Source organism: Leptolyngbya sp. FACHB-541 (assembly GCF_014695875.1).
GTDB lineage: Bacteria > Cyanobacteriota > Cyanobacteriia > Elainellales > Elainellaceae > JAAUTN01.
In genome coordinates, this window is sequence record NZ_JACJPC010000043.1 from 128142 (window position 1) to 154709 (window position 26568).

General features: G+C 48.3%; 22 protein-coding genes and 1 tRNA gene. 6 read left to right on the forward strand and 17 right to left on the reverse strand.

From position 1 onward, the window contains the following. Window positions 1–1237 precede the first annotated feature (1237 nt). From H6G00_RS08065 to purH, 5 genes are all read right to left on the reverse strand, one after another. Entirely contained in the window at window positions 1238–2137 is a 900-nt protein-coding gene (locus H6G00_RS08065) for a DMT family transporter (RefSeq protein ID WP_190796357.1), read from the reverse strand. 82 nt (window positions 2138–2219) lie between these two features. Beyond that, window positions 2220–3062, reverse strand: a complete 843-nt coding sequence (locus tag H6G00_RS08070) for an AraC family transcriptional regulator (RefSeq protein ID WP_190796358.1) — start codon at window positions 3060–3062, stop codon at window positions 2220–2222. 31 nt (window positions 3063–3093) lie between these two features. Further along, window positions 3094–4566 carry a glutamine synthetase gene (locus H6G00_RS08075; protein WP_190796374.1) on the reverse strand — a complete coding sequence of 491 codons (1473 nt, stop codon included), beginning with the start codon at window positions 4564–4566 and terminating at the stop codon, window positions 3094–3096. A 370-nt stretch (window positions 4567–4936) separates the two neighbouring features. Continuing rightward, entirely contained in the window at window positions 4937–6904 is a 1968-nt protein-coding gene (locus tag H6G00_RS08080) for a hypothetical protein (protein WP_190796359.1), read from the reverse strand. 571 nt (window positions 6905–7475) lie between these two features. Continuing rightward, on the reverse strand, window positions 7476–9038 hold the full coding sequence (purH, locus tag H6G00_RS08085) for a bifunctional phosphoribosylaminoimidazolecarboxamide formyltransferase/IMP cyclohydrolase (protein ID WP_190796360.1): 1563 nt from the start codon (window positions 9036–9038) through the stop codon (window positions 7476–7478). Between the two features lie 105 nt (window positions 9039–9143). On the opposite strand from purH, the gene H6G00_RS08090 reads away from it, so the two are divergent. Together H6G00_RS08090 and H6G00_RS08095 are read left to right on the forward strand one after the other, a co-directional pair. Then, window positions 9144–9800, forward strand: coding sequence for a dienelactone hydrolase family protein (locus H6G00_RS08090; protein ID WP_190796361.1), 657 nt, complete (start codon window positions 9144–9146; stop codon window positions 9798–9800). A gap of 81 nt (window positions 9801–9881) precedes the next feature. Further along, window positions 9882–10094: a DUF2555 domain-containing protein gene (locus H6G00_RS08095; protein ID WP_190646634.1), complete on the forward strand. Its 213-nt coding sequence runs from the start codon at window positions 9882–9884 to the stop codon at window positions 10092–10094. Here the strand turns inward: H6G00_RS08095 and moaC are convergent. Continuing rightward, window positions 10079–10615 carry a cyclic pyranopterin monophosphate synthase MoaC gene (gene moaC, locus H6G00_RS08100; protein WP_190646635.1) on the reverse strand — a complete coding sequence of 179 codons (537 nt, stop codon included), beginning with the start codon at window positions 10613–10615 and terminating at the stop codon, window positions 10079–10081. The two genes, H6G00_RS08095 and moaC, sit on opposite strands and share 16 nt — an antisense overlap. Window positions 10616–10651: 36 nt before the next feature. Between moaC and H6G00_RS08105 the strand changes: the two genes are divergently transcribed. Further along, window positions 10652–10725 (forward strand) — tRNA-Arg (locus tag H6G00_RS08105). Between the two features lie 79 nt (window positions 10726–10804). On the opposite strand, the gene H6G00_RS08110 is transcribed toward H6G00_RS08105, so the two are convergent. From H6G00_RS08110 to H6G00_RS08120, 3 genes are all read right to left on the reverse strand, one after another. Beyond that, window positions 10805–12037, reverse strand: a complete 1233-nt coding sequence (locus H6G00_RS08110) for an MFS transporter (RefSeq protein WP_190646636.1) — start codon at window positions 12035–12037, stop codon at window positions 10805–10807. Window positions 12038–12505: 468 nt separating this feature from the next. Beyond that, on the reverse strand, window positions 12506–13084 hold the full coding sequence (locus tag H6G00_RS08115) for a hypothetical protein (RefSeq protein WP_190646638.1): 579 nt from the start codon (window positions 13082–13084) through the stop codon (window positions 12506–12508). Between the two features lie 550 nt (window positions 13085–13634). Next, a complete protein-coding gene (locus H6G00_RS08120; protein WP_190796375.1) occupies window positions 13635–14867 on the reverse strand; it encodes a DUF4336 domain-containing protein in 1233 nt (410 codons plus the stop codon). Between the two features lie 195 nt (window positions 14868–15062). Between H6G00_RS08120 and H6G00_RS08125 the strand changes: the two genes are divergently transcribed. Then, window positions 15063–16133, forward strand: coding sequence for an aromatic ring-hydroxylating dioxygenase subunit alpha (locus H6G00_RS08125; protein ID WP_190796362.1), 1071 nt, complete (start codon window positions 15063–15065; stop codon window positions 16131–16133). 19 nt (window positions 16134–16152) lie between these two features. Here H6G00_RS08125 and H6G00_RS08130 read toward each other — a convergent pair whose 3' ends face one another. The 6 genes from H6G00_RS08130 to H6G00_RS08155 form a co-directional block, all read right to left on the reverse strand. Next, the gene (locus tag H6G00_RS08130) at window positions 16153–17223 is read right to left on the reverse strand and encodes a type I phosphomannose isomerase catalytic subunit (RefSeq protein ID WP_190796363.1); all 1071 of its coding nucleotides are present in this window, start codon (window positions 17221–17223) and stop codon (window positions 16153–16155) included. A 68-nt stretch (window positions 17224–17291) separates the two neighbouring features. Further along, window positions 17292–18182 carry an NAD(P)-dependent oxidoreductase gene (locus H6G00_RS08135; protein ID WP_190796364.1) on the reverse strand — a complete coding sequence of 297 codons (891 nt, stop codon included), beginning with the start codon at window positions 18180–18182 and terminating at the stop codon, window positions 17292–17294. 203 nt (window positions 18183–18385) lie between these two features. Continuing rightward, a complete protein-coding gene (locus H6G00_RS08140; protein ID WP_190685562.1) occupies window positions 18386–19387 on the reverse strand; it encodes a ribose ABC transporter permease in 1002 nt (333 codons plus the stop codon). Beyond that, complete coding sequence (locus H6G00_RS08145) at window positions 19384–20985, reverse strand: sugar ABC transporter ATP-binding protein (RefSeq protein WP_190796365.1); 1602 nt, start codon at window positions 20983–20985, stop codon at window positions 19384–19386. The genes H6G00_RS08140 and H6G00_RS08145 overlap by 4 nt, the downstream gene beginning before the upstream one ends. Window positions 20986–21108: 123 nt before the next feature. Further along, entirely contained in the window at window positions 21109–22104 is a 996-nt protein-coding gene (locus H6G00_RS08150) for a substrate-binding domain-containing protein (protein ID WP_190685594.1), read from the reverse strand. A 797-nt stretch (window positions 22105–22901) separates the two neighbouring features. Further along, window positions 22902–23912, reverse strand: a complete 1011-nt coding sequence (locus H6G00_RS08155; RefSeq protein WP_190646644.1) for a TOBE-like domain-containing protein — start codon at window positions 23910–23912, stop codon at window positions 22902–22904. A gap of 393 nt (window positions 23913–24305) precedes the next feature. Between H6G00_RS08155 and H6G00_RS08160 the strand changes: the two genes are divergently transcribed. Continuing rightward, window positions 24306–25028 (forward strand): phosphatase PAP2 family protein, encoded by a 723-nt coding sequence (locus tag H6G00_RS08160; RefSeq protein ID WP_190796366.1) that lies wholly within the window; start codon window positions 24306–24308, stop codon window positions 25026–25028. Window positions 25029–25054: 26 nt separating this feature from the next. Here the strand turns inward: H6G00_RS08160 and H6G00_RS08165 are convergent, their stop codons facing one another. Then, a complete protein-coding gene (locus tag H6G00_RS08165) occupies window positions 25055–25204 on the reverse strand; it encodes a hypothetical protein (protein ID WP_190796367.1) in 150 nt (49 codons plus the stop codon). A gap of 26 nt (window positions 25205–25230) precedes the next feature. Then, window positions 25231–26070 (reverse strand): arylamine N-acetyltransferase, encoded by an 840-nt coding sequence (locus tag H6G00_RS08170; RefSeq protein WP_190796368.1) that lies wholly within the window; start codon window positions 26068–26070, stop codon window positions 25231–25233. Between the two features lie 268 nt (window positions 26071–26338). Here H6G00_RS08170 and H6G00_RS08175 point away from each other — a divergent pair, with 268 nt between their 5' ends. After that, window positions 26339–26497 (forward strand): hypothetical protein, encoded by a 159-nt coding sequence (locus tag H6G00_RS08175; protein ID WP_190646648.1) that lies wholly within the window; start codon window positions 26339–26341, stop codon window positions 26495–26497. Window positions 26498–26568 lie beyond the last annotated feature (71 nt).

Genomic DNA, 26568 nt, shown 5'->3' on the forward strand with positions numbered 1-26568 from the left:
ACATTACTTTGTGAAGCAAGTAGAGTACTCTGCTTGCTCCGTAAGATTTATTGAAATAAATGTTAAAAAAGATGTTGAAGCTTGTTTCTAAGGTAATTGCTGTTGAGATATCTGAAGTAGTTTGAATAGATTTAGATGCTCAAATATCTTTTTAGGCAAGCAATGAAGTTGGAAAATCTTTTATTGCCATAGGCTTAAGCCTTTTACTTAATTTTTGGTTATTTACGATTATTGTTCCCTAGCAAGCCAGTTTGTCATCAAGTGAAATGACTGATGAAAGGAGGCATTTAGCATAGTTGCTTACGTGAATTTGCTGATTCAAGAGAAAAAAGTTACGCTAAGCTCGTTATTTTTCGCAGTGACTTCTCGGCAAAGAAGAACTTGACTATAAAAGTTAATTGAATGAGAAATTCAATAAGAGTTGAAAACATTTTGAAACCGTTTTGTTTCCTGGGTAAGGGTTAGTATTAATCACACTAACCTTCAACAGTAGCGCTGGTAGATCAAGAACTAGTTGCTTGACTGGTTTATTTCTAAAAATTCATCTAATTACAATAGGAAACTCGCAATATCAGCCACGTGGCTGAGTTGAAGTCTGAAGAATTGCATCTCAAAAAATCAGAATCTCAAGACCAAGCTGAAAGAACTAGGTTGAAATGCGGTAGGCAATTAGCTTTATGAAGCTAATGGTTTGAGTTCTACTTCTCTAAGTATTTTTCGGGGAATTTTTTGATATAATTCTAGTTCTTTGTCTCAACAAGTTCTTGAAATTTTATTTCACTTGATATGTCATGGAGGAAATACTTTGTGCCTACGTTCTACACAAGATTAAGAATTACCACCTCATCTATTCCGGCTTTTTCTAACTGACGTTAGTATGGTCTAATTCGGTTGACTCAAATCCCTTTGGGCTTTTGGTTGTACTAGTGTCTGACAGCAGTATTTTGTCTGCTTTTTTTGAATGACTGCGCTGGCAGTTGTGTTTACACTACTCATTTTGAGGCTGTTCAAGCTTTGGATTAATCCCTATTTCCTGCTAACTAGCGATCGCCAGTTATCTTTGCTCAGTTATCCTTGGAAAGTTAAGTAAACCCTCTTTCCTACTTTATTAAAACATCCTGAGATTATGCTGACCGATCTTCTCCTAAGGCTATGCGTTTAACGCGATCGGCTATACCTCCCAGTACGTGCTACATCCCCTCTTCACGCTGGGAAAGAAGGAGATACATGGAACCTGCTAACGGTTAGTTAGGGAAACACCGAGAACGACACATAAACCGCCGAGGATGAGTGTTGGTGTAAGGGGTTCGTTGAGCAAAAGTGCTGCCAGGATGACTGAGATGACAGGCACCAAATTGATAAAGACGGCTGCTTTGGCGGCACCAATGAGTTTTACACCCTCGTAATACCAGCAAAAGGCAGCAACGGTTCCTAACAATGCCAGGTATAGAATTCCGAGCCAGACAGAAACAGAAAAGGTTTGCCAGCTTTGGAGTAACCCTTCCCGTAAAGCAGGTATGAAAAAGATGGGAGTTCCAATCAGGCAAGCGTAGGTGGTAGCAGCAAATGGGGAGAGTGTTTTCATTACCTGTTTGCCCATCAGGGTGTAGATCGTCCAGGTGATAACGCAGCCTAGCAAAAACCAGTCTCCAGAACCAATTCCTTGCGCTAAAATCGCCAGTGGATTTCCTTGAGAAATCACGATCGCGGCACCTGTGAGTGCTAGAAAGATGCCGATCAGCTTAAACGGAGTGAGTTTATCTTTTAGAAGTAGGGCTGCACTGAGAGCAATGACAGTGGGATTGGTTGTGACGATGAGAGCAGCTCGGCTTGCATCGGTGGTCTGTAGCCCTAGGAAAAAGAAGGCATTGTAGGCAAAGATGCCACTGAGCCCAAGAATGACCAGGGGCAATACTTGCTGCGATCGCAGGGGCGGCAGTCGCCCTTCTTGTTTGATTGTTAATAGCAGGAGACAGAGAGTGGCGATCGCATATCGCCAAAACGCAGCAGTAAAGGGGGCAACTGACTGCATTAAAACACGCCCCACAATAAAGGTTGCGCCCCAAATCACGGTCATTGCTGCTAGCTTGATAAAAATCAGCGTGGGGGGTGTAGAGTTGTCGGTTGATTTGCCCATGAAGCACCTCCTGTTCTCGATTCCCTTACTATCGAGCAATCTTTAGCAGGTGGTCTTGTACGATCTTGGGGACGGGTAACTTCTAATGGTTGAGTAGTTGTCCGGGTGTGCAACCAAGAATTTGTTTGAAGCGGCGCGTTAGATGACTTTGATCGAAAAATCCGGTTAGGTAGGCAGCTTGGGCGATCGCCTCTCCTGCTAAAATCAACCTTTTTGCCTGATGGACCCGTACTTGATTGAGGTAAGTATGAGGTGGTAACCCAACCGTGGTACAAAACACCTGTGCTAGATGAAAAGGGTTTAGGTCAACCAGTTGAGCAAGCTGCTGAAGCGATATGTTACTTGCGTAATGGGCTTCGATGTATTCTCGAACCTGCTTTACAGCCCAATGTTCTTGTTCTAAATGTTTCACATGAGGAGCATTTTGGGCTTGACGAGTCAATACCTGAGCTAACACAGAGAGCAAAACGGTTTCCCGCTCAAGCCTTGAGCTTGTCTCGCTCAACAGTTGATGCAAAGTTCGCATCGTTTGAGCAAGCTGCGGGTCATACACGATTGGTTCTGGAAACCAACAGTTGCTCCAGGAGCGATCTGCTATTTCTGTCGCAACATGCTGTAGAACAGTTGGCGCAACGTAGAGGGCTCGATACTTCCAGCCTGCTTTGCTCAAAACTTGTCCGGTATGGGGTTCACCTGGATTGAGCAGTCCGAGATAGCCAGCCGGAGAGGCATGAACACTTCCCTGATACCAAAAAGCCCCGACTCCACCCTCAATGATGCTGATGGCAAAGCCGTCATGAGTATGACGGCTAAATGAGTGAGTGAAATAGTGGGCGTGAAGGATATCAATCCCTGCAAGGTCGGGATCTTGCCAGAGTTTGGCGCGATCGCGCCGCTTTTTTTGAGGGGTAGGGGAGTGTGGCATACCCCTGATGATATCTAACTTGAACGAGCAATTAGGGCAAACAATCAATGTAATTTTCCATGTCCCAGTTGCTAGTGGTAGCGAGGAAGCGTTCCCATTCATCGCGCTTGTACCAGGTGTAAACGTCGTACATTTCTCCAGGAAGGGCAGATTTGATCACCTCATTGGCAGCTAAGCGATCGAGCGCTTCACCCAGTGACATGGGTAGTTTTTTCACTTGTTTTCCAGCTTCCATTGCTTCGTAGAGATTGCGATGTTCTGGTTCACCGGGGTCGAGGTTGCGTTTGATGCCATCGTCAAAGGCTTTGAGAATTGCTGCTGCCATCAGGTAAGGATTCACCATTGAATCAACGGCTCGATATTCAAACCGACCGGGAGCGGAAACGCGCAAGCCGCAGGTGCGATTCTGAAAACCCCAATCGGCGTAGACGGGTGCCCACAGTCCGGTATCCCAAAGGCGACGGTAGGAATTGACAGTTGAACAACCGATCGCCGTCAATGCTCCCAAATGCTCTATCACTCCACCGATCGCATTCAGCCCAATTAGTCCTGGTTTAGTTTTAGAGCGTTCAGGGTCAGGTAAGAAAGTATTCTCACCGTCTTTGAGATAGCTGAACGTGCTTGCCATTCCCGGTAGCGATTCATAGCCAAAATCTTTTACCTGTGCTTCACCGCCATACCAGAGCGACAGGTTATGGTGACAGCCGTTTGCCGACACTCCCATGAAGGGTTTGGACATGAAGCAGGCAATCAGGTTAAATTCGCGTCCAACCTGGGCACAGATTTGGCAATAGGTGGCGAGGCGATCGCACGTTTTTAACGCATCATCAAAGGTGAAATTTAGCTCTAGCTGTCCCGGTGCGTCTTCGTGGTCGCCCTGGATCATGTCCAGCCCCATTGCCTGACTGTATTCAATCACTCGCAAAAACACGGGGCGCAATTCTTCAAACTGGTCAATGTGATAGCAGTTAGGTTTGGTTGCACCGCCATCGGGTAAACCATCTGCGCCTTTTTTCAGCCACATCATTTCGGGCTCGCAGCCGTGCCGTAGGTGCAGTCCGTTGTGGTCTTGCTGAAACTGTTCGTGAATTCGACGGAGATTGCCGCGACAATCAGAAGTGAGATAAGCTCCCGCGTCCACTGGCTCTTCCCGGTTGCGGAAGCAGGTGCAGAAGACTCTAGCAACGCGATGATCCCAGGGCAATTGGCAGAAAGTATCGGGATCAGGAATAGCGACTAGTTCTGAAGCTTCTGGTCCGTAACCGATGTAGTTGCGATGGCGATCGAGGTATAGGTTGGCGGTCGCACCGTAAACAAGCTGAATGCCGCGATCGGCGATCGCCTCCCAGTGGTCAGTGGGCACGCCCTTACCCACAATTCGCCCCGTAACTGAAATGAACTGGTAGTAGATGTATTTGATCCCCAGTTCGTCAATCTTGGCACGTACCTGCTTCACCAGTTCAGCCCGCCCTTCTTGGGCAACGTAAGCTTCTAGCTGGGTCAGAGTATCGGTTTTGGTTAAGGTTCCAGTCACGGTTTATGCCTCCAGAGACGCTAGAGAGTCTGTTGGTAGTAAACCGAGCTTGTTATAACAACTCTGTATTCAGAGATACGTTGTGATGACTTTTATGCAGGTGTAACAAGACGAGTGCAGGGTAGAATAAAAGGTGAAAGCCAAGACTCACAAGGGTTTTGCTGTACCGCTCCACTCTACATTTAATTCGATCGCCTTCTTGTAGTTGTCACCATAAAAAGTTGAAGTATGAATTTTAGTAAGGGTGCCGCGTAAAGCGCGGCACCCTTACTAAAATTCATACCTGGATTGAGAACGTCAATTTTCTTTTGGATCTTTTAAAGATGATGCGTGTGCTTCGTCAAACCTGAAGCTCAAACAGCAATTCGCGGGAGGCAGGGTTTTCTTCCCACTTTTCGGGAGGACTCCATAGCGTTACTCTGTAAAATTGAACGGTCACGATTTGATTTGATTGGTCGCTGTTACGAGTTGCCACCTGCCAAAGTGCTTTTAAGCGGTCTTCTTGTCCCATATCTCTATCTATTACTAGTGATTCTTCGCTGTCTGTCAGAATGTGCCTGACCATACCCCGGTAGCTGTTGAACGGAATTTCTTGTTTCAAAGTTTGGTTGAGGTTGATTATCTCGCCTGATGCTCCTAGAGGAACAATTTCAAGCGTTTGTCGCTGAGGTCCGAGGATAACTTCAAATGTGGGATAGCAGGCGAAGGGCCAGGCTGACTTGATTCCAGCAATGCCAAAGGGAACATTGACGAAAATTAGAAATGTGCTGAGCACAACCAGTGTGCGCGATCGCCATGCCTGATTAGCTTTAAAGTCATCAAGATTAGAGGTAGTCTGGCGCAGATCACAGGTTCTGGAGCCAGCCATGGTGCAATAAATGCGATCACAAACTGCAAGAACGGGAGGAATGTACAGCAGTGGCAAAATTGGCCAGAAAATTGGCACTCGGAACGACAGCGTCCGATAAGCTGCAAACCCTTTCCAGGTGCTTTGACTGACGACAGTATGTATATCTGCAAGAATACCGCCAGGGTCAAGCCAGGTCAGATTGTGAGCTGCTAGCGCTGGCTTATCCAAAGCATTGACGTAAGTAATGCGATCGAACAAGTCAAATACTCTTATTGTGGCGATCGCGCGACGAAAGAGCCTGTCGTTGCCGTTGTACACCACGTACATATCCCTTGGATAAAGACGTAGACCAACCCACTTCAGAAGCCCATACCAATTTACAAAGCTGACATAGCACACTTGCAGCGTCCAGAAGCTAATCCGCATAATAAACTCGACAGCCGAGTGAAACGAAAAGCCGATGAGCGCAATCCAGGGACGAAAGCGGGGTAGAAAGACCAGGAAAATGAATGCAGCTTCAAATAGGATGGCACTGAGAGCCATTGGCATAAACAAAGCAGGATAGTTATCAACTCTGAAACCTGGTACCCAATGGTTTTCTAGCCATTTGCGATAAAGATGATATCTAAAGTTATCGGTAAATACCCAGTCCAACCCAGAGATCCAGAACTTTCGCACACCCGGAAAGAAGTAAACGCTGCCAATAACCAACCAGACAAACCGCAGCGGTAGAGCGTAGGCTTGAGAAGCAGCAGGTGGAGCTACAACTCCCCGGTCAGCCCGCTTCCAGGCAGCAAAGACTGCATCGCAAGAGAAATAATCACCGCAGCGACTAGCTGCCAAAATTGCCGCAATCCATATGAGATGGTGATAATGGCCCACATTGCCGTAAAGCTGAGGAATTCCTAGGGCATAAACTCCAACGATTACGGTTACCCATGCAGAAATGCTAGTAAATAGACCAATTAAGGCTGCAAAACTAGCAAGGAAAAGTAGGTAACACGCAAATCTTGCTAATGGTTCATTAATAGGAATAATGGGAGTCAGCCACTCTAGACCAAAGGGTGCAACTCTCAACTCAGTGGGTAAACGGCTTAGTCTAAGGGTTGTGCCCAAATCAATCCATTGGCACAGTGCTGCAAAGAAAAAGATGCGAAATACTGCTAGGTTGAAAGGATGGGTTACAGCATTAAAGAAGTTGCTGAAAATTTGTTGACTCCACTCACGGTTATGAGTGGCAAGCAGCAGGAGGTAAATAAACAGAAACACAAAACCAGTGCGTGAGAAAGCCAGTCTAAATTGGTGCCCAAAGTTATTGGCAATCGTAGTGGAGCCAAATTCTACTGGCAAAAAGAAGTAAGATACAAGTCCCGCTGCAAGACATAGCGCAGTTAATAATGCCGTAATCCATAAAACTCTTTCATTGAGAATTTTTGGAAGGTTTTGCTGTATTTGCATTGTCTTTGATCCCTCGTAGGTAGGGTCTGACAGAGTTAAAAGAAATTGAAAACGAATCCTGCTGTTGCTTTTACTCGATGAAAGCTTATACCGACTTGACTTGGAGCTTGCACAGAGCCTTCCCTTTGCAAATAGGGCTCAAGGCTCTGTGCTGTTTAGTTTCAGGAAGAATTAGTGTTACATTCCCTAATTGAGCAAAGGCATAGATCAAATAGGGTCATTTGAGCAGTTGTGCTCGTTCTTAGCAGCTCCGATTTGGAGCCTAGGAAGGATAGTTAGGTTGGGAAGTGTAAAAAGATGATTGAATGAAATGTATGGCAGTCTCAAACTTTTTATGAGATGAACAAATTGGGAGAGGTACACTCTGCCGAAGCATAGATCTCCCAAGGAATTTAGGATTTTTCAAAGTAAAATGCTAGCGGTAGCATAGCCTATCTAAAGTGTCGATTTGTATAATTAACATATTGATTTATGCCTGTTTTCATAAAGATTAGAACAAGGAAAAGGCTGAGGGTTAACCCTCAGCCTTTTCCTTGTTCTGACTTAAACACTCAGTGCTATAACTGCTTGCTTAGTGTAAGAAATGGCGTACTCCGGTGAAGATCATAACCAGTCCCAGTTCGTTTGCCGCCTGAATAGAATCCTGGTCGCGCAAGCTGCCTCCAGGTTGGGCGATCGCCTCTATCCCCGCTGAGGCTGCTAGCCGCACGGAGTCATCAAACGGGAAAAAGCCATCGCTGGCTAGAGTAGCTCCTTGGGTGCGATCGCCTGCTTGCTCCAGAGCGATTTCGACAGAACCGACGCGATTCATCTGTCCCGCTCCGACGCCGCGTGTGGTGCGATCGCTCGTGACGACGATAGCGTTGGACTTGACGTGTTTTGCCACTTTCCAGGCAAACATGAGTTCTTCTAGCTGCTCTGTGGTGGGTTGGCGTTCTGTGACGACGCGCCAGGTTGTTGGGTCGGTGAGGTAATCGTCGCTTGATTGAACGAGGAAACCACCTGCGATCGCCTTTACCGTTTCAGATGCGCCTCGATTTAGGTCAGGTAAAATCAGCACTCGCAGCTTTGACTTTTTCGTCAAAATTTCTTCAGCTTCGGGGTCGCAGCCTGGAGCGACAATGCATTCTAGAAAAGTTTGGGTCAGGGCGGTGGCGGTAGCTGCATCAATGGAGCGACTGAGCGCAACAATGCCACCAAATGCTGAGGTTGGATCGGCATTCAATGCTTTCTCGTAGGCTTCTGACAGACTATTCCCGACTGCTACACCGCAAGGGTTGGTGTGCTTTAGAATTGCTGCTGCTGCCGTCTCAGAAAATTCCGAAATAATCCGTCGAGCTGCTTCTAGATCAACCAGGTTGTTGTAACTCAGTTCCTTGCCCTGGAGCTTTTGAGCCGCTGCCCAACCAGAAGGAACTGTTCCGGTTTGATACCAGGCTGCGGGTTGATGTGGGTTTTCGCCATAGCGCAAAGTTTGCACCTGCTGTCCTGACAGGGTGAAACGTTGGGGCAATGTTTTTTGCTCCCCATCTGATTTGCTTTCGGTTGTCTGGCTGCTGAGGAATTGGGCGATCGCCTGGTCATAATTCGCCGTGTGCCAAAAAGCTTGTTGAGCGCAGGCTTGCCGAAATTCTAAAGAAGTTTCCCCGCCCTGTTGGCGCAATTCTTGCAGGTAACTGTCATATTGCGACGGATTGCACAAGACTGCCAGATGAGCAAAATTTTTGGCAGAGGCTCGCAGCATAGCTGGCCCACCGATGTCGATTTCTTCGATCGCCTCCGGCAGCGTTACTTCTGGTTTGGCGATCGTCTGCTCAAACGGGTAGAGGTTCACCACGACTAAATCAATCGGGCGAATTTGGTTTGCTTCCAGGTCTGCGAGATCTTGGGGCAGATCTCGCCTTGCTAAGATGCCGCCATGAATGCGAGGATGCAGCGTTTTTACCCGTCCGCCCAAAATTTCAGGCGATCCGGTGTAGTCAGAAACTTTGGTAACTGGAATGCCAGCCTGTTTCAACACCTGAGCCGTTCCGCCGCTGCTGAGCAGATCAAACTCAAATTCTTCTACTAGAACGCGGGCTAGTTCAACTAACCCGGTCTTATCCGATGTACTCAGCAATGCCAGACGCGCCATGATAGCCCTACCTCTAGGTAGTCAGTTTTTTGTGCATTTCCCAGGATAGGTGGAATTGCCGCTTCTGTGAAATATGATTACAAGAGCAAAATTACTTAACGCAGGATGTCTTTACAAGCGATCGCCCTTCCCTCTGCCATTAACCCGCCTCAAGGCTTGTTTGTTGCGCTGCACGGTTGGGGTGCAAGTGCTCAAGACGTGGCATCGCTGGCTCCAATGCTGCATTTGCCTGGCTACCAGATGCTTTTCCCCGATGCACCATTTCCCCACCCCTATGCGCCTCAGGGCAAGATGTGGTACAGCTTTCCGCAAAGCTACACGTTTCAGAGCAACGTCTTTGGCAATCAGCCTGACTTAGCCAAAAGTAGACAGCAGCTCACAGAATGGCTGAAATCCTTGCCTGAAATTACTGGAATTCCTCTTTCCCATACCATCTTGGCGGGGTTTTCTCAGGGAGGTGCGATGACGTTGGACGTGGGTACACAGTTACCATTAGCAGCCCTGATGATTTTGAGTGGCTATCTCCATGCTCCCCTTGCAACACAAACTTCACAATTCCCGCCTATCCTCATGGTGCATGGCAGGCAAGATCAGGTGGTGCCGCTGCGGGCCGCACAGCAAGCGCGAGATAGCCTACTAGGACTAGGGGCAACTGTGCAGTATCACGAACTAGATATGGGGCACGAAATTCGACCAGTAGTCCTAGAGCTTATGCAAAACTTCATCCGCGAGAAGGTTATAAAGCTGGGCGAGAAAGCGTAGAACGACATAGGATATTAGAGAGAATTGCATCTGTGATCCTACCGGGGTTACTGGGCACGGATGTTTCTAAGGGGGACCGCCATGAAGACACTGCACTTTTCTGCACCTAACCTTGCAAAGTTCACTGAAACAGAAGTGGCTGAACTAGCCAAACGGCTAGAGCAAGACGAATACACAGACGCTTTTGAAGGGCTGAACGACTGGCACTTACTGCGGGCGATCGCTTTCCACCGTCCGGAGATGGTAGAACCCTACCTTTATCTGCTTGATTTGGAAGCCTACGACGAAGCCTGAGTATCACTTGCTGTTTCGCTGATGTAATCTCCCGATTTGCCGCCAGTCTTACTGAGCAGGTGGATTGCCTCAATTTGAATTGATTTTTCCAACGCTTTGGCCATGTCATAGAGCGTCAGTGCGGCAACTGAAACGGCTGTTAAAGCCTCCATTTCTACGCCCGTTTCTGATTTTGTTTTCACTTCTGCTTGAATCTGGTATCCAGGCAAATCCGCGTCTGGTGAAATCTGCACTTCCACCTTTTGTAGGGGAAGTGGGTGACAGAGTGGAATCAGTTGAGCGGTTTGCTTGGCTGCCATGATTCCTGCTAGCCTTGCCGTGCCCAAAACGTCTCCTTTCGGGGCATTTCCCGACTGGATAGCAGCAAACGTGGTTGGCAGCATTCGCACTCGGCCAGCGGCGATCGCCCGTCGCACAGTTGCCGTTTTTGTTGACACGTCTACCATTTGAGCCTGCCCCTGCTGATCGAGATGGGTCAGGGATGGCTGGGAAAAATCGGAGGGGAAAGAATTTCTTGTCATGGCGTTCAGTTATGATAGGATAGTAACTCGAAGCAAGGGCTTGTAGCTCAGTGGACTAGAGCACGTGGCTACGGACCACGGTGTCGGGGGTTCGAATCCCTCCTAGCCCGTCCAATATGTTTGATTTAGGGGATTGGTGTTACCAATCCCCTATTTTTTTGCTGTGCAGGGTTTGGTATTGCTAAACCGCTACTTGATCGCATAAACGTCCTCGCCGCGTCCGGTAGCAAATCGGAAGGAATGTCCTAAGCTTTTGCTCGATAGGGTAAGGAAAACGATCAGACTGAGGAATGCTAGCCCTGCGGTCAAACCGAAGACATTTTTGTAGCCCGTCTGAGTGGCGATCGCTCCCGCAATGGGTCCGGCGATCGCAATTCCCACATCAAAGCCAACCATACACAAACCAAAGACTTTGCCTCGCTCATTAGCGTGCGATCGGTCTGCCATCAGTGCTGAAATCATCGGGATTAGCGTTCCTGAGCCTGCACCCTGTATGGCTCCAGCTAGCAAAAACGAAGCGGCACTGTTTGCCTGCCACAGCAACATCATTGCTGTGGTGTAAAACACCAAGCTGAGTGTGATAAATGGACCTCGCCCGTAGCGGTCAGAAGCCCGACCCGCAACGATGCGAATGCCGAAACTGGCGATCGCCGCTGCAGTATAGAACAATCCAACGTTTAGGTTTACTCCAACTTCTTTGATAAATAGCGGCACAAAAGTACTGAGTGTACCGAATGCTAGCCCGATCAACAGCAGCACGGTAGCTGGAATCCGAATGCGCGGACTACCGAGCATCTGCCAAAACTGACCAGACGGTTGAGCTGACGATGGATCAAGTGGGTGAACTGACTCAGGTTCCTGAATCCGGGCGGTACAGATCCAGCCCAATCCGCCTAACGCCGCTGCTGCTAAAAACATTGGCTCATAGCCAACCCATTCCTGTAGAAATCCCCCCATTGCTGGACCTAACGCCAACCCTAGCGGATTGACTAAGCTCATGTAGCCAATCAGTTCGCCCCGATGCTCGACGGGCGATAGGTCTACGACTAAGGCAGTGTAGGCTAGCGCAAAAGCAGAAATACTGATGCCGTGAAAGGCTCGAATTGCTATCAATAGCGGAATTGAGTCGGTAAGCAAATAGCCGAGGGGGGCGATCGCCACCGCTGCAATGCCAATTAGCAGAACTATTTTGCGTCCCCGGCGATCGGCTAGTGTCGCCAGACTAGGACGAGACGCTAACAGCCCGACTGCAAATGCACCCATGACAATGCCAATGTCTTGGCTGGTACCTCCTGCATCCTGAATGTAAAGCGGTAAAGTTGGCAAAAGTGCCGCTAAACCTGACCAAAATAAAAGCCCCGCTGCAAACAGCACTAGCAGATCATGCTGTAGCTTCGGGCTAAGAGTCTTCAACAGTTTCAAAATTTTTAGTCCGTTTAACGAAGCAATTCCTTTGTTATCTTCTTTTAATCATGAACAAAGTCAAACTACTTTGCAGCTCGCCTAATCGACTTTGCTGCTTTTGCACGGCGCATCGTTTGAGTAAGTTGCTGGTTCTCGATAGCCTGTCGTCTCATCGAGTTCACGTTTGAAGTTAATGCTTATCGTCGATTGCTGGTTGGGTAGCACACCTGACTTACAGCCATTTTCCGATGGGTAGCCATAGCGTGGGGGTCGTTCGCGAACGCCCCCTACAGGGATTTGTGATTTATCCAGGTGGAAACGGCTGTAAGGGCATAGCATTCGAGCAGAAACCTTGTCTGTGACAGAATTTATTTGCCGAACGCTATGCCCCTACGGGGTACTGGAATAAAACTTGAGCGCGAAACCCGTGATTTCGCGCTCAATAGTGACGTTAGTGACGTTATAAATTTAGGTGGACTGCTCCCGTTACCAGAGGGCGCGAGGGGCAGGGGGTGGCGTGGCTGGCGTAGAGGTGACAGGCACAGGAGTAATTCTTTCTGGCTCTGACACGGGTAGTGGGGTCGTTTCTTGGCGGACGGTTTCTCGTTCTACGATTGTTTCAGTTTCACTACTCTCGCGGACGGTTTCTTGCTCAGTTTCGTCTACCGTTTCTGCCTGAGTAGTTTCGTCTGGTTCGTCAACACGGGCTTGCTGCACCGTATCGGGAGCGAGCGCCACATTCACAATGTCGTTGCCCGGTGTCGTTGTCACGAGGACTTCATCCCCAGGTCGGAGGCTGCTGAGAACCTGCGGATTGACATTAGGCAGCGTGCGGTAGGACCCGTTGGCTAGTCGGACTCGCACGTCTCCATCGTTAGAGACGCTGACGACCTCAGCCCGTACTTGGTTTAACCCATTGGCTGGATTGACTTGTACTTGACTGATGAGCTGTCCATCGGTCTGATCAGCGAGGGGAAGGGCGATCGCCTTCTCTGAAAGGCTTAGACCAGCGGCGATCGCCGTCAACATTGCGCCACCTAGCGCGACTCGCTTACGTAAACCCATGATCGAGAATTCTCCTAACGTGATTTGCGGTCAAAGTCAAAATTCGCTTAGTGCAGTCCAGAAACCGGGCAATTAACGCAGTTCACACAATCCACATGAATCACACAATTCACATGAACAATTCGCATGAAATTATTCGCAGCAAAATACTGCACGACTGTGCAAATTGCGCCACACAGTTAGACAGCTAGCTGTCTGTAAACGGTGTAGACCTATTTCTGCTTGCGTTAAAGCAATTGAGCTAGTTAAAGGCAGTGCAAACCCTGTAGGGAAGGGGTCGGAGCGTTAAATGCTAATAAAACATTGTTTTTCCAAAGCGCCCTGCTCTAGTCTAATTCCTTAAATATGGATGTCAAAGCTTGAAACTTCGGCAGAATCGCTCTTAATGACGATTTTTGGCATAAATTCGCAAAATTTTCCTTTATAACAAAATTAGGCTCTCTGCATAAAGCATTTTTTGAAGTGTGAATGGTAGCGCAGTGGAATCGCCATTCACATAGGAGAGCTATTGAGCAGGGTGAAGTAGGTATAAGACGAGTGTTCCCGTCTCTCAAACTTTCTCTTTAGCGGGTGGAGTAATGCCGGTTTTGCTTAAAGTCTTGTCGATTGTCCTGAGAAATTCAAGGTCTTCTTGTGGCAATGCAGCGCTGTGATTGAAGGGTAAATCTTCAGTGACAGGCTGTTTTTCCAGAAAAGCAAATGCTTGCCGAAACTGTTCGGGAGTGGCTTGAATGGGTGCGTCGAGGTGGCAGGGAATAATTCGCTGAAAATTCCAGCGAGCTATTTGGTTAGCCCAGTCCAGCGTTTCCTGGGGGGCGCGGTTGAGAATTAGCGTTTGCAGAATCGGCGCGACGAAGAGTCGTCCATTTCCCCGGAGGGCATCAAATGATCGCTTCCAGTCTGGCTTCCACTGAAACGGGAACCAGCCGAAGAGGGCTTTTCTGGAGCGATCGGGAGCTTTTAAGGCTTCTCGAAGCGATCGCCACGTCTCTGTGACTTCTAAGGCATTGGGCTGAAAGTAGAACGCAAACAGGGCTATTCGCTGCCATCCCTTATGACGGTTGGCTTCAGTGTCCTGGATCGGCTCGAACGGGCTGTCTTTAGCGTGAAACAGCAGCGGATAGGGGTCGAGTTGGACAACGGCGGGCGGGTCTTCGGGCACAGAGAGGACGGAATCGGTGACGAGTAGGGTGTGCGATCGCCGATGAAACAATGCCACCTCTTCAAATTTGCCTGGGCCAAGCTCAATCGGACCTAAAGTGGCATAGTCAAATTCCTCAGCGAAAGGTGCTTTGCTGCTGTCTTGGGGCAATTCCTGCGTCCGTTTTGCCGGAAACCCCAGCCAACTCAACGGTAGATTGAACGGAAAACTCCACTGATTTGGGGCAATGAAAACCTGCGCTGTGGGAAATTGTCTGGCAAACGGACCAACAAAGACTTTATGCTCTAGCCCTGAAATAGTTGGCAGGATGATGTACTTTACATCGCCGTGCACGGTAACCAATTCCTTAACCAGACGAATGCATTCTGGAGTCGGCGCGACCGGAGCATAGACCAATAGCCCGCCTTGCTCAAACTTTACGACCGTCATCCGAATGGGCACCGTGACGTAGAAGATGCCTTGAATCTGATCAAACGTCCAGACCGTTTCAGGCACTACTTCCTGACGAATGGTTTGTCTCTTACCGTAGGGGTAAAGCGGCAAGGTAAACCAAAACCGCCAGCGAAAATCCTCAGCCTGGTTGCTCAAGATTGCCTCTTTCTGTATATCTTGCACGTTCATCGTGGCTCTATCCACGCCCTTCTCTCTGAACTTAACTCTAGTTTCTCATGGGCGCTGCTGGTTCTGAGTACGAAATTGAATAGAACATTGAATAGAACGCAGTGAGTGCAAACCTTTTGTATGTAGAATCACGAAATTCCCCGGAAACGCTGCTTATACTGGGTCAATCTTGATTCACATCCAATGAGTACAATTATGCTAGTTACCAAGCAGCCTGTATTTCAGCGATTTTGGTATCCGGTTATCCCAATGCAGCAGTTGGCAGATGGACCTAAACCGTTTGTGCTGTTGGGGCAACCGATTGTGCTGTGGCTAGATGCATCAGGAAAGCCTGCGGTAGTGCGCGATCGCTGCTGTCATCGCACTGCTAAGCTCTCTCTGGGTAAAGTGGTTGAAGGCAATATCTGCTGTCCTTATCACGGCTGGGAGTTTGACGGATCGGGAGCTTGCGTCCACATGCCCCAATCTAAAGACGGCGCAATTTCTTCTAGTTACAGAGTAGATGCCTATCGCTGTACAGAACGTTATGGCTATGCTTGGGTGTGTTTAGGGGAACCCCTGGCTGATATTCCTGCGATCGCTGAAGCGGATGATCCAACTTATCGTCTAATCCATGAGTTTTACGAACCTTGGAAATGTGCAGGGCTGAGGGTAATGGAAAATGAGATGGATCTAGCTCATCCTACCTTTGTTCACACCACAACCTTTGGCAGTGAAGAGCATCCAACTCCAGACTTTATTGATGTGACGGAAACGGAATATGGACTCCATGCTCACAGTGTGTTGGGTGTGGTGAATCCTGAGTTGCAACAGCAAAACCTAAAAATGAGTGACAGCATAACCTACCGCACACTGGATATGGATTGGTTTATGCCGTTTACTGTGTCGTTACGAATTGCTTATCCAAACGGGTTAGTTCATATGATCGTGAATACCATGACTCCCATTGATGATGGCACTTCTCAAATGGTGCAATTTTGCGTCCGAAACGACACCGAGTCCGAGACAAAAAGTAGTGACGTGGTTGCATTTGATCGCGCTGTTACGCTAGAAGATAAACTCATTTTGGAATCCACAGATTACGACGTGCCGCTCACGCTCAACAAAGAGCAACACATGTTTACGGACAAGCCAGGAATTGTAATTCGCAAGAAGATCGCGGCTTTGCTCAAAGCTCATGGTGAAGTGGAGCAAACCAGAGAGACAACTGGAGTGTCACTTCAGCCTCTGAACACGGTAGCTGATACACGAGTTAAGGTGTATTAAATTCCAATAGAGTAAAGTTTTACAAAAGACTCACTTCGCCTAAAGCTTGAATTTGTTGATCAGAGTATCCAGCAGCACGTAAGGGTTCAATGATACCTTGCTGGAGGTTGGGGACGTAGCAGGCGATCAGGCTAGCTTCAGAGGTGGTGGGAATGATGTGAGTGGAGGCGATCGCCGCTGGCAAAATGCATGATTCCCCTTTTTCTAGTCGCTCGGTGCCTCCCTCAAATTCAAGCTGCACTGCCTCCCCCACGTTAGAGAGCGTGACACAGCGATGGGGATGAGACGGTTCTACGTGTGGTTCAGTCAGAGTCCAGCGCTCTAGCGCAAAATAGGGTCCGGCACAGCAAACAACCCGCTGACTTTTGCCTTCGGATAAGCGAAGTCCAGAGTTGGGGCGCGGATTATAGTGAGTTCGCAACTCGTCTAGAGCCGCATTGATGTTAGCGTGCCATTCCTCCTGGCTATGTTTCCGTCCGTACAGGTCGGTTGGCATCACCATTTGCCCCAAGTCAGAGGTTTGCTGCACCTCAAACACCAGTGCATCTGGTCCAAAGGAGTGGATGATTCTCCCTGGCACATAAATGGTGTCTCCTGCCTGAATCGGATAGCGACACATCACCGAATCGTAATCCTGCGCCACGAATGCATCAAATAGCTGACTACGGCTAAACTCACCTTTGAGTCCTGCCAGAATGGTTGCCCCCGGTGCAGCCCAGAGAATGTGCCACGCTTCGGTCTTGCCGTTTGGCTCACCATGAATTTGGGCGGCTGTTTCATCATCAGCGTGGAGATGAACGGGCAACATGTGAGAAGCATCAATGAATTTTTCGAGTAGCGGAAAGTGAGGCCCGCGCCAACCTTTTCCAACTAACTCATCAGGATGAGCAAGCGTTAATTCATGCAGAGTTTTGCCCTTCAATAAACCATTTGTCACCGTTCCCGTGGTATCGCGGTAGTCGCTGATTTCCCAGGTTTCGGCAATGATTCCCTCTGGCAAATCATGCTTGCCGAGATGCTCAGAAATTAACCTTTCGCCAAAAACATAGTGCCGAATGTGAGCAGTGAGTTTGAGTGGATACCAGTTCATGGTGAGCAATGCCTCTATAAACCAAAAATCCCTGTGGGGCGGTTCGCGAACCGCCCCTACGCTATGGCTTAAGTCTTGCCAACTGTTACGCCTGCTTGAGCTTCTAGTGCTTTGACCAAGGCAGACGCATTTTCTTCGCCCCAGCCTTGATTGACTGCCGCTTTTAAGTTTTCTCGAATGGCTGCTGCTGCCGGAATCGGTGAGTTCAGGTCTTGAGCAAATTGGGCGATTAGATTGGCATCTTTGAGCATCCATTTGAGCGCAAAACTGGTGCTAAAGTCTCGCTTCACCAGTGCCGCTCCAACGCCGTTGAATAGGGGCGATCGGAAGTCTACCACTCGCAACACGTCTAGCACATCTTGTGGATTAAGACCTGCCTTCGTTGCCAAAATGAGAGATTCTGCTAATGCTTCAATTTGAGCTGCCACAATCAAGTTGCCCGTCAGCTTCATTGCTGCACCTTTGCCCGTTTCACCCATGTAGTGAAGGGATTCGCTCAGTGGCTCCAGGATAGGTTTAACTTGCTCGAAAACTTCACGTTTGCCGCCAACCACGATCCAGAGTCCACCTGCTGCGGACTCATTTTTGCTGCCAAATACAGGTGCATCCAGGAATTCAACCTGCTTCTCGGCGTAGGCAGCAGCTTCGCGGTGACTGGTTTTGGGGTGAACGGTACTCAGGTCGATCGCAATTTGTCCTGCACGAACACCTGACAATACGCTATTTTGCCCAAATATTAAACTTTCAACGGCTGCATCGTCGCCCAAACAGTACATCACCACATCTGCTTCTGCAACAGCCTGGGCTGGGGTTTCTGCTTGAGTTGCGCCTTGTTCAACCAGTGGTTTACAGCGATCGCCATGACGATTCCAAACCGTCAGTTTATGGCCTGACTTCAGCAAGTTTTGGGCCATGCCGCTGCCCATAATTCCTAGACCGAGATAAGCAATGTGTTGCATTTGAGGGATGGGGGTTAGAGGCTAGGGAGTGTTTTATGGGGGTTAGGGGAGTTTAATGTTTTTGGAGATCTCCCTAAACCCCCCTAGGAAGGGAGACTTTGAGCGATTCAGTTCTCTCTTTATTAAGGAATTAAGGAGGATTAGAGGGAAAAAGGCTGAAACACACCCTAGTCCCTAGCTTCCAGCCCCTAACCCCTCTCTCCTCAAGTCTGATACCGTGTCCTGAGCCGATCAATTGTCACCGCAATAATAATCACTAGTCCTTTGACGACTAACTGCCAGAAGAAGGAGACGTTGAGCAAAGTTAAACCGTTGTTGAGCAGAGCAATGATTAGAGCTCCGAGGAGGGTTCCCCAGATAGTGCCTATGCCACCTGTGAAGCTGGTGCCACCCAAGATGACAGCAGCGATCGCATCTAACTCATAGCCCTGACCGAGCATTCCAGTAGCGCTGTAGAGGCGGCTAGCACTCATCACGCCACCTAAACCAGAAAGCAAGCCACTTACGCCATAGACAAATAGCAGGACCCAACTCACTTTAATTCCAGTCAGGCGTGCTGCTCGTGAGTTGCCACCCACGGCATAAATGTGAGTGCCTAACACAGTACGCCGCAGGATAAACCAGCTTGCGATTATCGTTGCTAGAGCAATAATTACCAGCCAGGGAATTGGACCTAAATAGTAGTTACCAATCCAGGCGAAATTTATTTCCCGGTTGATTACCGTTGTACCGTTGGCGATCAGGTAGGCAAGTCCGCGTAAGCCCGTGTAGGAACCCAACGTGACGATAAAAGGCGGCAAATCCAGGTAGGCTATCAGCGCCCCGTTGACTAACCCCAGCCCCAAGCCTGCCAGCAGAGCTGCCGGAACAGCCAGCGCGTCCAGTCCTGGAATGAGGGAAACCAGTACAGAGACGACCGCCGTTACGCCCAAAATTGAGCCAACGGAGAGGTCAATTCCCCCTGTCAGAATTACAAACGTCATCCCAGCCGCCAGGACGATGTTAATCGAAGCCTGACGCACCACGTTGATTAAGTTGCCTGTCGAGAGAAAGTTGGGCGTGAGAACGGAGAACAAAATGCAGATAATCAGCAAAATCGGCAAGATACCTGCAAGCTGAAATAGGGTGCGAAGGGACTGGCGCTTGCGGGTGCGGCGATCGCTCCTTCTTGCTTCTTCACTACCTCTTAGCTGGGTTTGACTCATGACTGGCTAACCTCCTTAGCTCCCGTAGCGTAGGCCATAATATTTTCCTGGGTGATTTTGGTTCCGGTGGTGCCGCCGACTTCGCCGACCAAGTGCCCTTCACGCATAACTAAGACGCGATCGCTCATTCCAACAATTTCCGGTAACTCACTGGAGATCATCAGAATCGCTACCCCTTGCGCTGCTAGGTCACTGATGATGCGATAGATCTCACTTTTGGCACCGATATCCACACCCCGAGTCGGCTCATCTAACAGCAGCACTTTGGGATTGATGGCTAGCCAGCGAGCCACTAACAGCTTTTGCTGGTTGCCGCCTGACAGGTCTATCGCTCTGGTCGCAGGACTGGCAACCCGAATTCCCAAGTTATTGATTGCATCCGTGGCAATCTGCTTGAGGACGCCGAAGTTCATCACCCCTGCCGTGGATCGTTTGCCTAAAACATTCATGGTGATGTTTTGGCGAGAAGTCATTTCCAGGAAGAGTCCCTGATCTTTGCGGTCTTCAGGCACGTAGGCGATGCCATTGGCGATCGCATCTTTGGGGCTAGAAATATGTAACTTCTTCCCGTTCAGCAGAACCTCTCCTGCTGTTGCCGGATCAGCCCCAAAAATCAGCCGAGCCAGTTCTGTTCGTCCGGCTCCGACCAATCCTGCTAGCCCAACAATTTCTCCCGCGTAAAGTTCAAAACTGGCGGGCTGGACCTTGCGTCCATCGGCTAGGCCTTTAACTTCCAGAACGGGTGCAGAAGGAGAAGGGGCGATCGCCTCTCCGGATGAATCCACTAATGAATCTGCTGATGTGCGGGACGATGAGTGCGATTTATGTTCATAGAAATCACCCAAAGCCCGACCCACCATCATTTGCACCAAACGCTCTGAAGAAATTTCAGACTTTTCTAACGTGCCAACGTACTCACCATCCCGCAAAACGCTAACGCGATCGGCGAGCCGATACACCTCCGCCATTCGGTGGCTGATGTAGATAATTGCAATCCCGTCATCTCGCAACTGACCAATTAGCCGAAAGAGCTGTTCCGTTTCCCGATCAGATAGGGCGGCGGTTGGCTCGTCCATCACCAAAATTCGGCTTTTGTCCTTCAGCGCTCTGGCAATTTCTATCTGTTGCTGTTCAGCAATGGATAGTGTAGACACCAGCGCATCTTCACCAAAACCGGCACCCAAGCTTTTCAACAGGGCTGCTGCCTCTTGCCGCATCTGATCACGCTGCAAAAACGTTGCTGCCTTAGTGCGCTCGTGCCCCATGAAAATGTTTTCCGTAACGGTGAGATTTGGCGCAACGTTCAACTCCTGATAAATTAGCGTAATGCCTGCCTTTCGGGCATCATTGGGGTCAGCAATACGAACCGTCTCACCGTTAATTTGAACCTCACCCGTATCAGCAGTGTAAGCCCCTGCCAATATTTTCATTAATGTGCTTTTGCCTGCTCCGTTTTCACCCATGAGTGCATGAATTTCTCCAGGAAAAACGGTCAGGCTTACGTCCCGCAACGCATACACACCATGAAAACTTTTACTAATGCCCCGCATTTGCAGTACAGGCTGAGTGGGGGCAGAAACGACATTACTAGTAGTCATAAGTGTTCTGGGTCATTGGTCATTGGCACTGATGTAGAGGTTGAGATCTCCAACTTCTTGAAGAAGCCGGAGATCCAAGCGCTCTTGGTTAAAGGTCATCGCTTACTAGGACAAATGGCGAAACTATTCGCTTGTCCAGCCTTTGTACTGGTCTATGTTGTCTCTGGTAATCAGTTCTACCGGAACGAGAACCGTTGATTCAGGAGGTGGGTTACCCTGCACAATGTCATTGCCTACCTCAACGGCTGTAACTGCCATTTGGAAAGGATCTTGAGCTGCCGTTGCCACGAATAAACTATCCTCATTCTTGAGAGCATCAACGGCTTCGGGCGCACCATCTACCCCCACGATGAAAAACTCATCTCGCTGGGCTTGTTTTGCGGCTAGCTCTGCCCCAATTCCGGTGGGGTCATTGATCGCAAATACAGCATCAATATCAGAGAAGGAGGTGAGCAAATCACTCATCACCCTCAAGCCACCTTCACGACTGCCCTCCGCGTTCTGATCTTGGGAAAGGATGTTAATGTCAGGATATTTTGCCAGAACATCGGTGCAGCCATTTACCCGGTCGATTACCGCAGACACAGGCGGACCATTAATAATGACGATATTGCCTTGACCTTCAATGCGATCGGCAATGTACTGACAAGCTAATTCGCCTGCCTGGACGTTGTTAGACGTGACGGTTGCGTCTACGCCTCCTTCAGCCGCCACGTCAACGGCTATTACTGTTGCACCTGCCTGCTTTGCCTGAATTACTGCGGGAGCAATTCCCTCACTGTCTGCTGCGTTCAGCAGGATCAAATCAACTCCAGAAGAAACAAAGTTTTCGATCTGGTTGAGTTGTTGATTCAAGTCATAGCCGCTTGAAACAACCGTTGTCTCTACGTTCTCACCGCCAAACTGCTTGGCTCCAGCTTCTGCCCCTTCCCCAACCTGGACAAAGAAGGGATTGCCTAGGTCACCCACCGTAACACCAACCGACGTGAGTTCTGCACTTTCCCCGTCTTGAGCGCCATTGCTTTGATTGCTTTGACTACCAGGAGGCTGGTCGGTGCAGGCAACTAAAGCGCTGCCAACTAATCCCGCTAAACTGATTGCGATCGCTACTCTCTTCACATTCGTCACCCAGAAATCGCCAGAAGAGAGCTAGATGAAAAACTAAATCTGCTAACGCATTTGTCCCTAAATCAAAGTTAGAAAGTGAGGCAAATCTTGATATCAGAAATTTGTTTGAACCAAAGTAAAGATATCTAACTTCTCAACTTTCAGAAATATTTGCTGTCTCACTTGAGGTAAATTTTTATCAACTCTTTTAGCCTTGCCTAGTCAAAAGATGCGGTAGCAATAATGCTTCTGACATTGTTTTAACAATAGCAAACTAAAACAGGTAATAAATCGTTTTGTGCAACAGGTGAGACACCTGCACCAGCATGATTTGCCTGATTAAAGTTATTGCAACGGCTAGCTAAGTCAAACTAATTTACCTGATTAAAGTGCGGGCAAACAAACCCATCTCCTGGAGAAAACGAAACAAAAAATTGCAGATTTATGTTCGATTTAACTCTCTATTTTTCATCCTCATCCTTAACCTTCTTCCACTACATCCATCTAACAGATTATCTCGAAATGGGGTTGACATTTAGAACATTTTGTAGTGTCTCCTGAAATGAGGAGTTTCAGCATTTTGAGCTCCATATTTCAGTATCAGCTTTAACAAAAAGTAATGACTTATACAAGAGTTGTAACTAACAAAAGTAAAATAGCGTGAACTATTTCAAAGGACACAAGTCCGATTTCGTCCGAAAACTGGACGATTTATCACTGACGGTTTGTCACGAATATGTAGCATTAAGAAAGGGAATCCCCTAAAGAATTCCCTTTCACAATTCTTGCGTTTTTACGAAGCATCCTTCCTAGCGCTGTAATGCAAAAGATCTTGTATCTTTGGGCTTCACAAAAACTTGCTGTTTGGGCTTCAGATTAAGCTGATCAAACTTTTCACGGGTCAGATAAACCGTAACCGCTTGACCATCCTCAAGCGCCAACTCACTTTGAATCTCCCAACCTAAGTGAACCACGCGCTGCACTCTGGCGGGTGCAGTAGAGTCGTCGGGTGAAAGCTGCACTACGACATCATGAGGACGCAAGAAAAGCTGGGGCTGACTGGTCGAAATGCCGCTTTGCTGAAAAATCCGGGCATCCCCAGGAAGGACATTCACTGGTCCGATGAAACTCATGACAAACGGACTAGCAGGATTGTCATAAATTTCGGCTGGGCTACCAATTTGCTCGATTCTTCCCTGATTCATCACGACAATTTCGTCAGACACTTCCATCGCTTCTTCCTGGTCGTGGGTGACAAATACGGTCGTGACATGAACTTTGTCGTGCAGGTTGCGAAGCCAGGTTCGCAGATCTTTACGCACCCTGGCATCGAGTGCGCCAAAGGGCTCGTCTAATAGCAACACCTTAGGTTCTACGGCAAGCGATCGCGCCAGTGCAACTCGTTGGCGTTGTCCGCCAGAGAGTTGGGAGGGATAGCGATCGCCCAAACTCTGGAGCTGAATCAAATCCAACAGTTCTTCTACACGGTTTTGGATGCGCGGCTTTGGCCACTTAGCGATTTCCAGCCCAAACGCAATGTTTTTGCGAACGGTGAGATGCTTAAACAGCGCATAGTGCTGAAACACAAACCCAATATTTCGGTCTTGCACGCTCTGATGTGTAGCATCCTTGCCTGTCAGATAGACTCTGCCACTGTCTGGTTCTTCTAGCCCAGCAATCACTCGCAGCAAGGTAGACTTTCCAGAACCCGATGGACCTAATAACGCAACGAGTCCACCCGTCTTAATCTCAACGCTAACTTGGTCTAAAGCAAAAAAATTGCCAAACTGCTTAGATACGTTTTCAACCGTAATGCCCACGCGGAAGCCTCCAAACGGTAATCGAGATAAATACAGTTATTCGGTCGGAATGCCGTATTTTATGTTTGTTATTATGGAGCTTCGTGTACCAAAAGTACAGTATCTTCTGTGACTTATCGTAATTTCTTTAGCATTTTGGCAGTATTTCGGCTTATTCTTCCGAATTTCCCTCACCTCTCAATTTTCGGTGCTGTTCTGGTCCTGTGGTTGTTGTAGCGAGGGGGCTTAGCCCCCTCGCTACAACAACCACAGGAATGAAACACAACCCAATTTCCCTATGGAAAAAAAAGTCAGGCTAATTCCCTTCTTGGTAGGAGGGAATGTGATTGAGAGTGGTGCAAGACTCAAGTAAATACTCTTGGAAGCGAAGATTACTATCAAGGATTTTTGTCTATGCTCGAACCTAATTCTTTTAGATTTGGCTTTCGGAAGCCTGCCCAGGCTTTTCTGGGGTTCTTTAAAGGGCTATTAGGTTCTCGTTGGCCTTCTTTGCTGATGTTGCTGCTAGGCGTTTACCTACCACTGTTAGGATTCGAGACTTTGGCGCTGAAGATTGGAAACTATGAAAGCGGCTTTCCCTGGGATGTTGCCATCCTGTTGTCCCTTCACAAAACAGCAAACCCCCATCTCGATCTATTTGCGTCAACGTTCACCAAGCTTGGGGTGTATTGGGGTGTATTTCCGTTTGCCGTTGTGCTTGGCGTGATTTTGCTGAGGCAAAGACAGTGGCGATCGCTTGCTTATCTGCTCACCACGCTTTTAGGTAGTTCTACCATCAATCTTGCCGCAAAAGGCATGATGCAGCGGATTCGTCCTCATCTGTGGGAATCACTTTATCCAGCAGCGTCAGGGTTTGCCTTTCCTAGTGGACATGCCATGTCAAGCATGTCACTCGTTGCGGCGCTGGTTGTCTTGACCTGGGGAAGTCGCTGGCAGGGGTGGGTGCTAACGGTTGGCGGACTATTTGTTGTGGCGATCGGTTGGACAAGAATCTATTTAGGAGTTCACTACCCCAGCGATATTTTGGCTGGTTGGCTAGTTTCAATCGGCTGGGCGGTTGGAGTCAGCCTAATTGTTAGACCTCACCTGCGAAGAGCAAGCGTTGACTCGCTTTAGCAGATAAAGCAAGGCGAAATTAGCGGCTACAGAAGCGCTTGAATTGCCATTAAGATTTCGGCATCAGTTGCCAGACTATTGTTGAAGCAAATTTCTGTATGTTGACTGATGAGAGTTCCAATGTATGTCTTTCCTGCTCCTTTCGAACCAATCAGCATGTAAAGGATTCGACTCATCACCTTACCTTAAACGTGAAATCACATCAGGCATTTAAGGGATTATCAATTAGCCGTTGCAAGACCGTGTCGAGGTTGGCGATCGCCCCCAACTCTAACTGAAATAAATCCTCAAGTGCAGAACGCAGCTCGGTTGCGGTACTCAACGTCTTTCGCTCGGTGGGATTGTCTAAATGATGGATTGCAAGCTGGTTATTGCGTAGAGCATAACGCCGATCTGAATCGGGTCTGGCAGCAATGAGTGAATTCACAAAGGGTGAGTTGGGATGAGTGGAAATATACCAATTGCTTACCTCATAATCGGGTAGCTGTTGTTCGTGTAGATCAAAACGATAGAGAGATTTCCACTCCTGCCCGGTAAATGCCTGCATGATGTAGGTACTGTCCTCTCCAATCAAGCGGAATAGCTCATGCGGGGTACTCTGTTGAAAATCTGGCTTCAGAGACAGGGGCGTTGTAAGGGTTAAGCCACCAAATCCAACATCTGCAACATAGGTTTCTCCATCCAAATCAATTTGTAGCAACATGTGGGTACGAGGCATAATGCTTCCTTTGGGAAGACCCCAAAGTACACGAGCCGCTAAGTTTCTCACTTGAAAGCCAAGGGCGAGCAACACTGACCGCAGCAACAGGTTTTGCTCAAAACAGTAGCCCCCCCGTCTTTCATGAATTAGCTTACGCTGCAAAGATTCTAAGTCTAGAAGAACAGGTTGTTTGAGCAGTGGATTGAGGTTTTCAAACGCGATCGCCTTTGCATGACAGAGGTGAATTGCCTGGAGCGTTGTCAGGGTAGGAGAGCGATCGCCACTATATCCAATGCGTTGAAAATAAGCATTAAGGTCTATTACATCCGGTATTTGTTTCATCCTATCTGCCGAGCTATAAGCTCCTATATTCCTTCTAAGATACTGATAGTTGTGAGAAACAGTTCAAGTTTACTCCTCACAAACCTGACTTAGCGGTGTTGCTTATGAGCTAGCTTAGGGAACTTCACCGCCTATCTTCGTTAGACTAAATCGTAACTTAGAGCGGTCAGTCAGAGGTGATGGCTTTGCAGAACTATACTTCAGACTCTAAGCCATCGTTTCTATATCAAGTTTTCGCACAATATATTTTGTTTTAGGAGAACTCCAAATGTTAGAAACCATTGCAATTCAAATTCCAGAAGATGCTCGAACTCTAGAGGACTTAGAGGAAACTGAGCGACAAGCATTGGCTCAAAAGTACCTCCGAAATCCGTTCTCTGTTCGCTGGTCAACATTGGCTCAATTATCCCAAAACCCTGAGCTATAGTGCGGTTTATCTCATACCACTTGTACAAAAAGCCACATATTGGAACTTGTCCCGCGTACGCGGGACAAGTT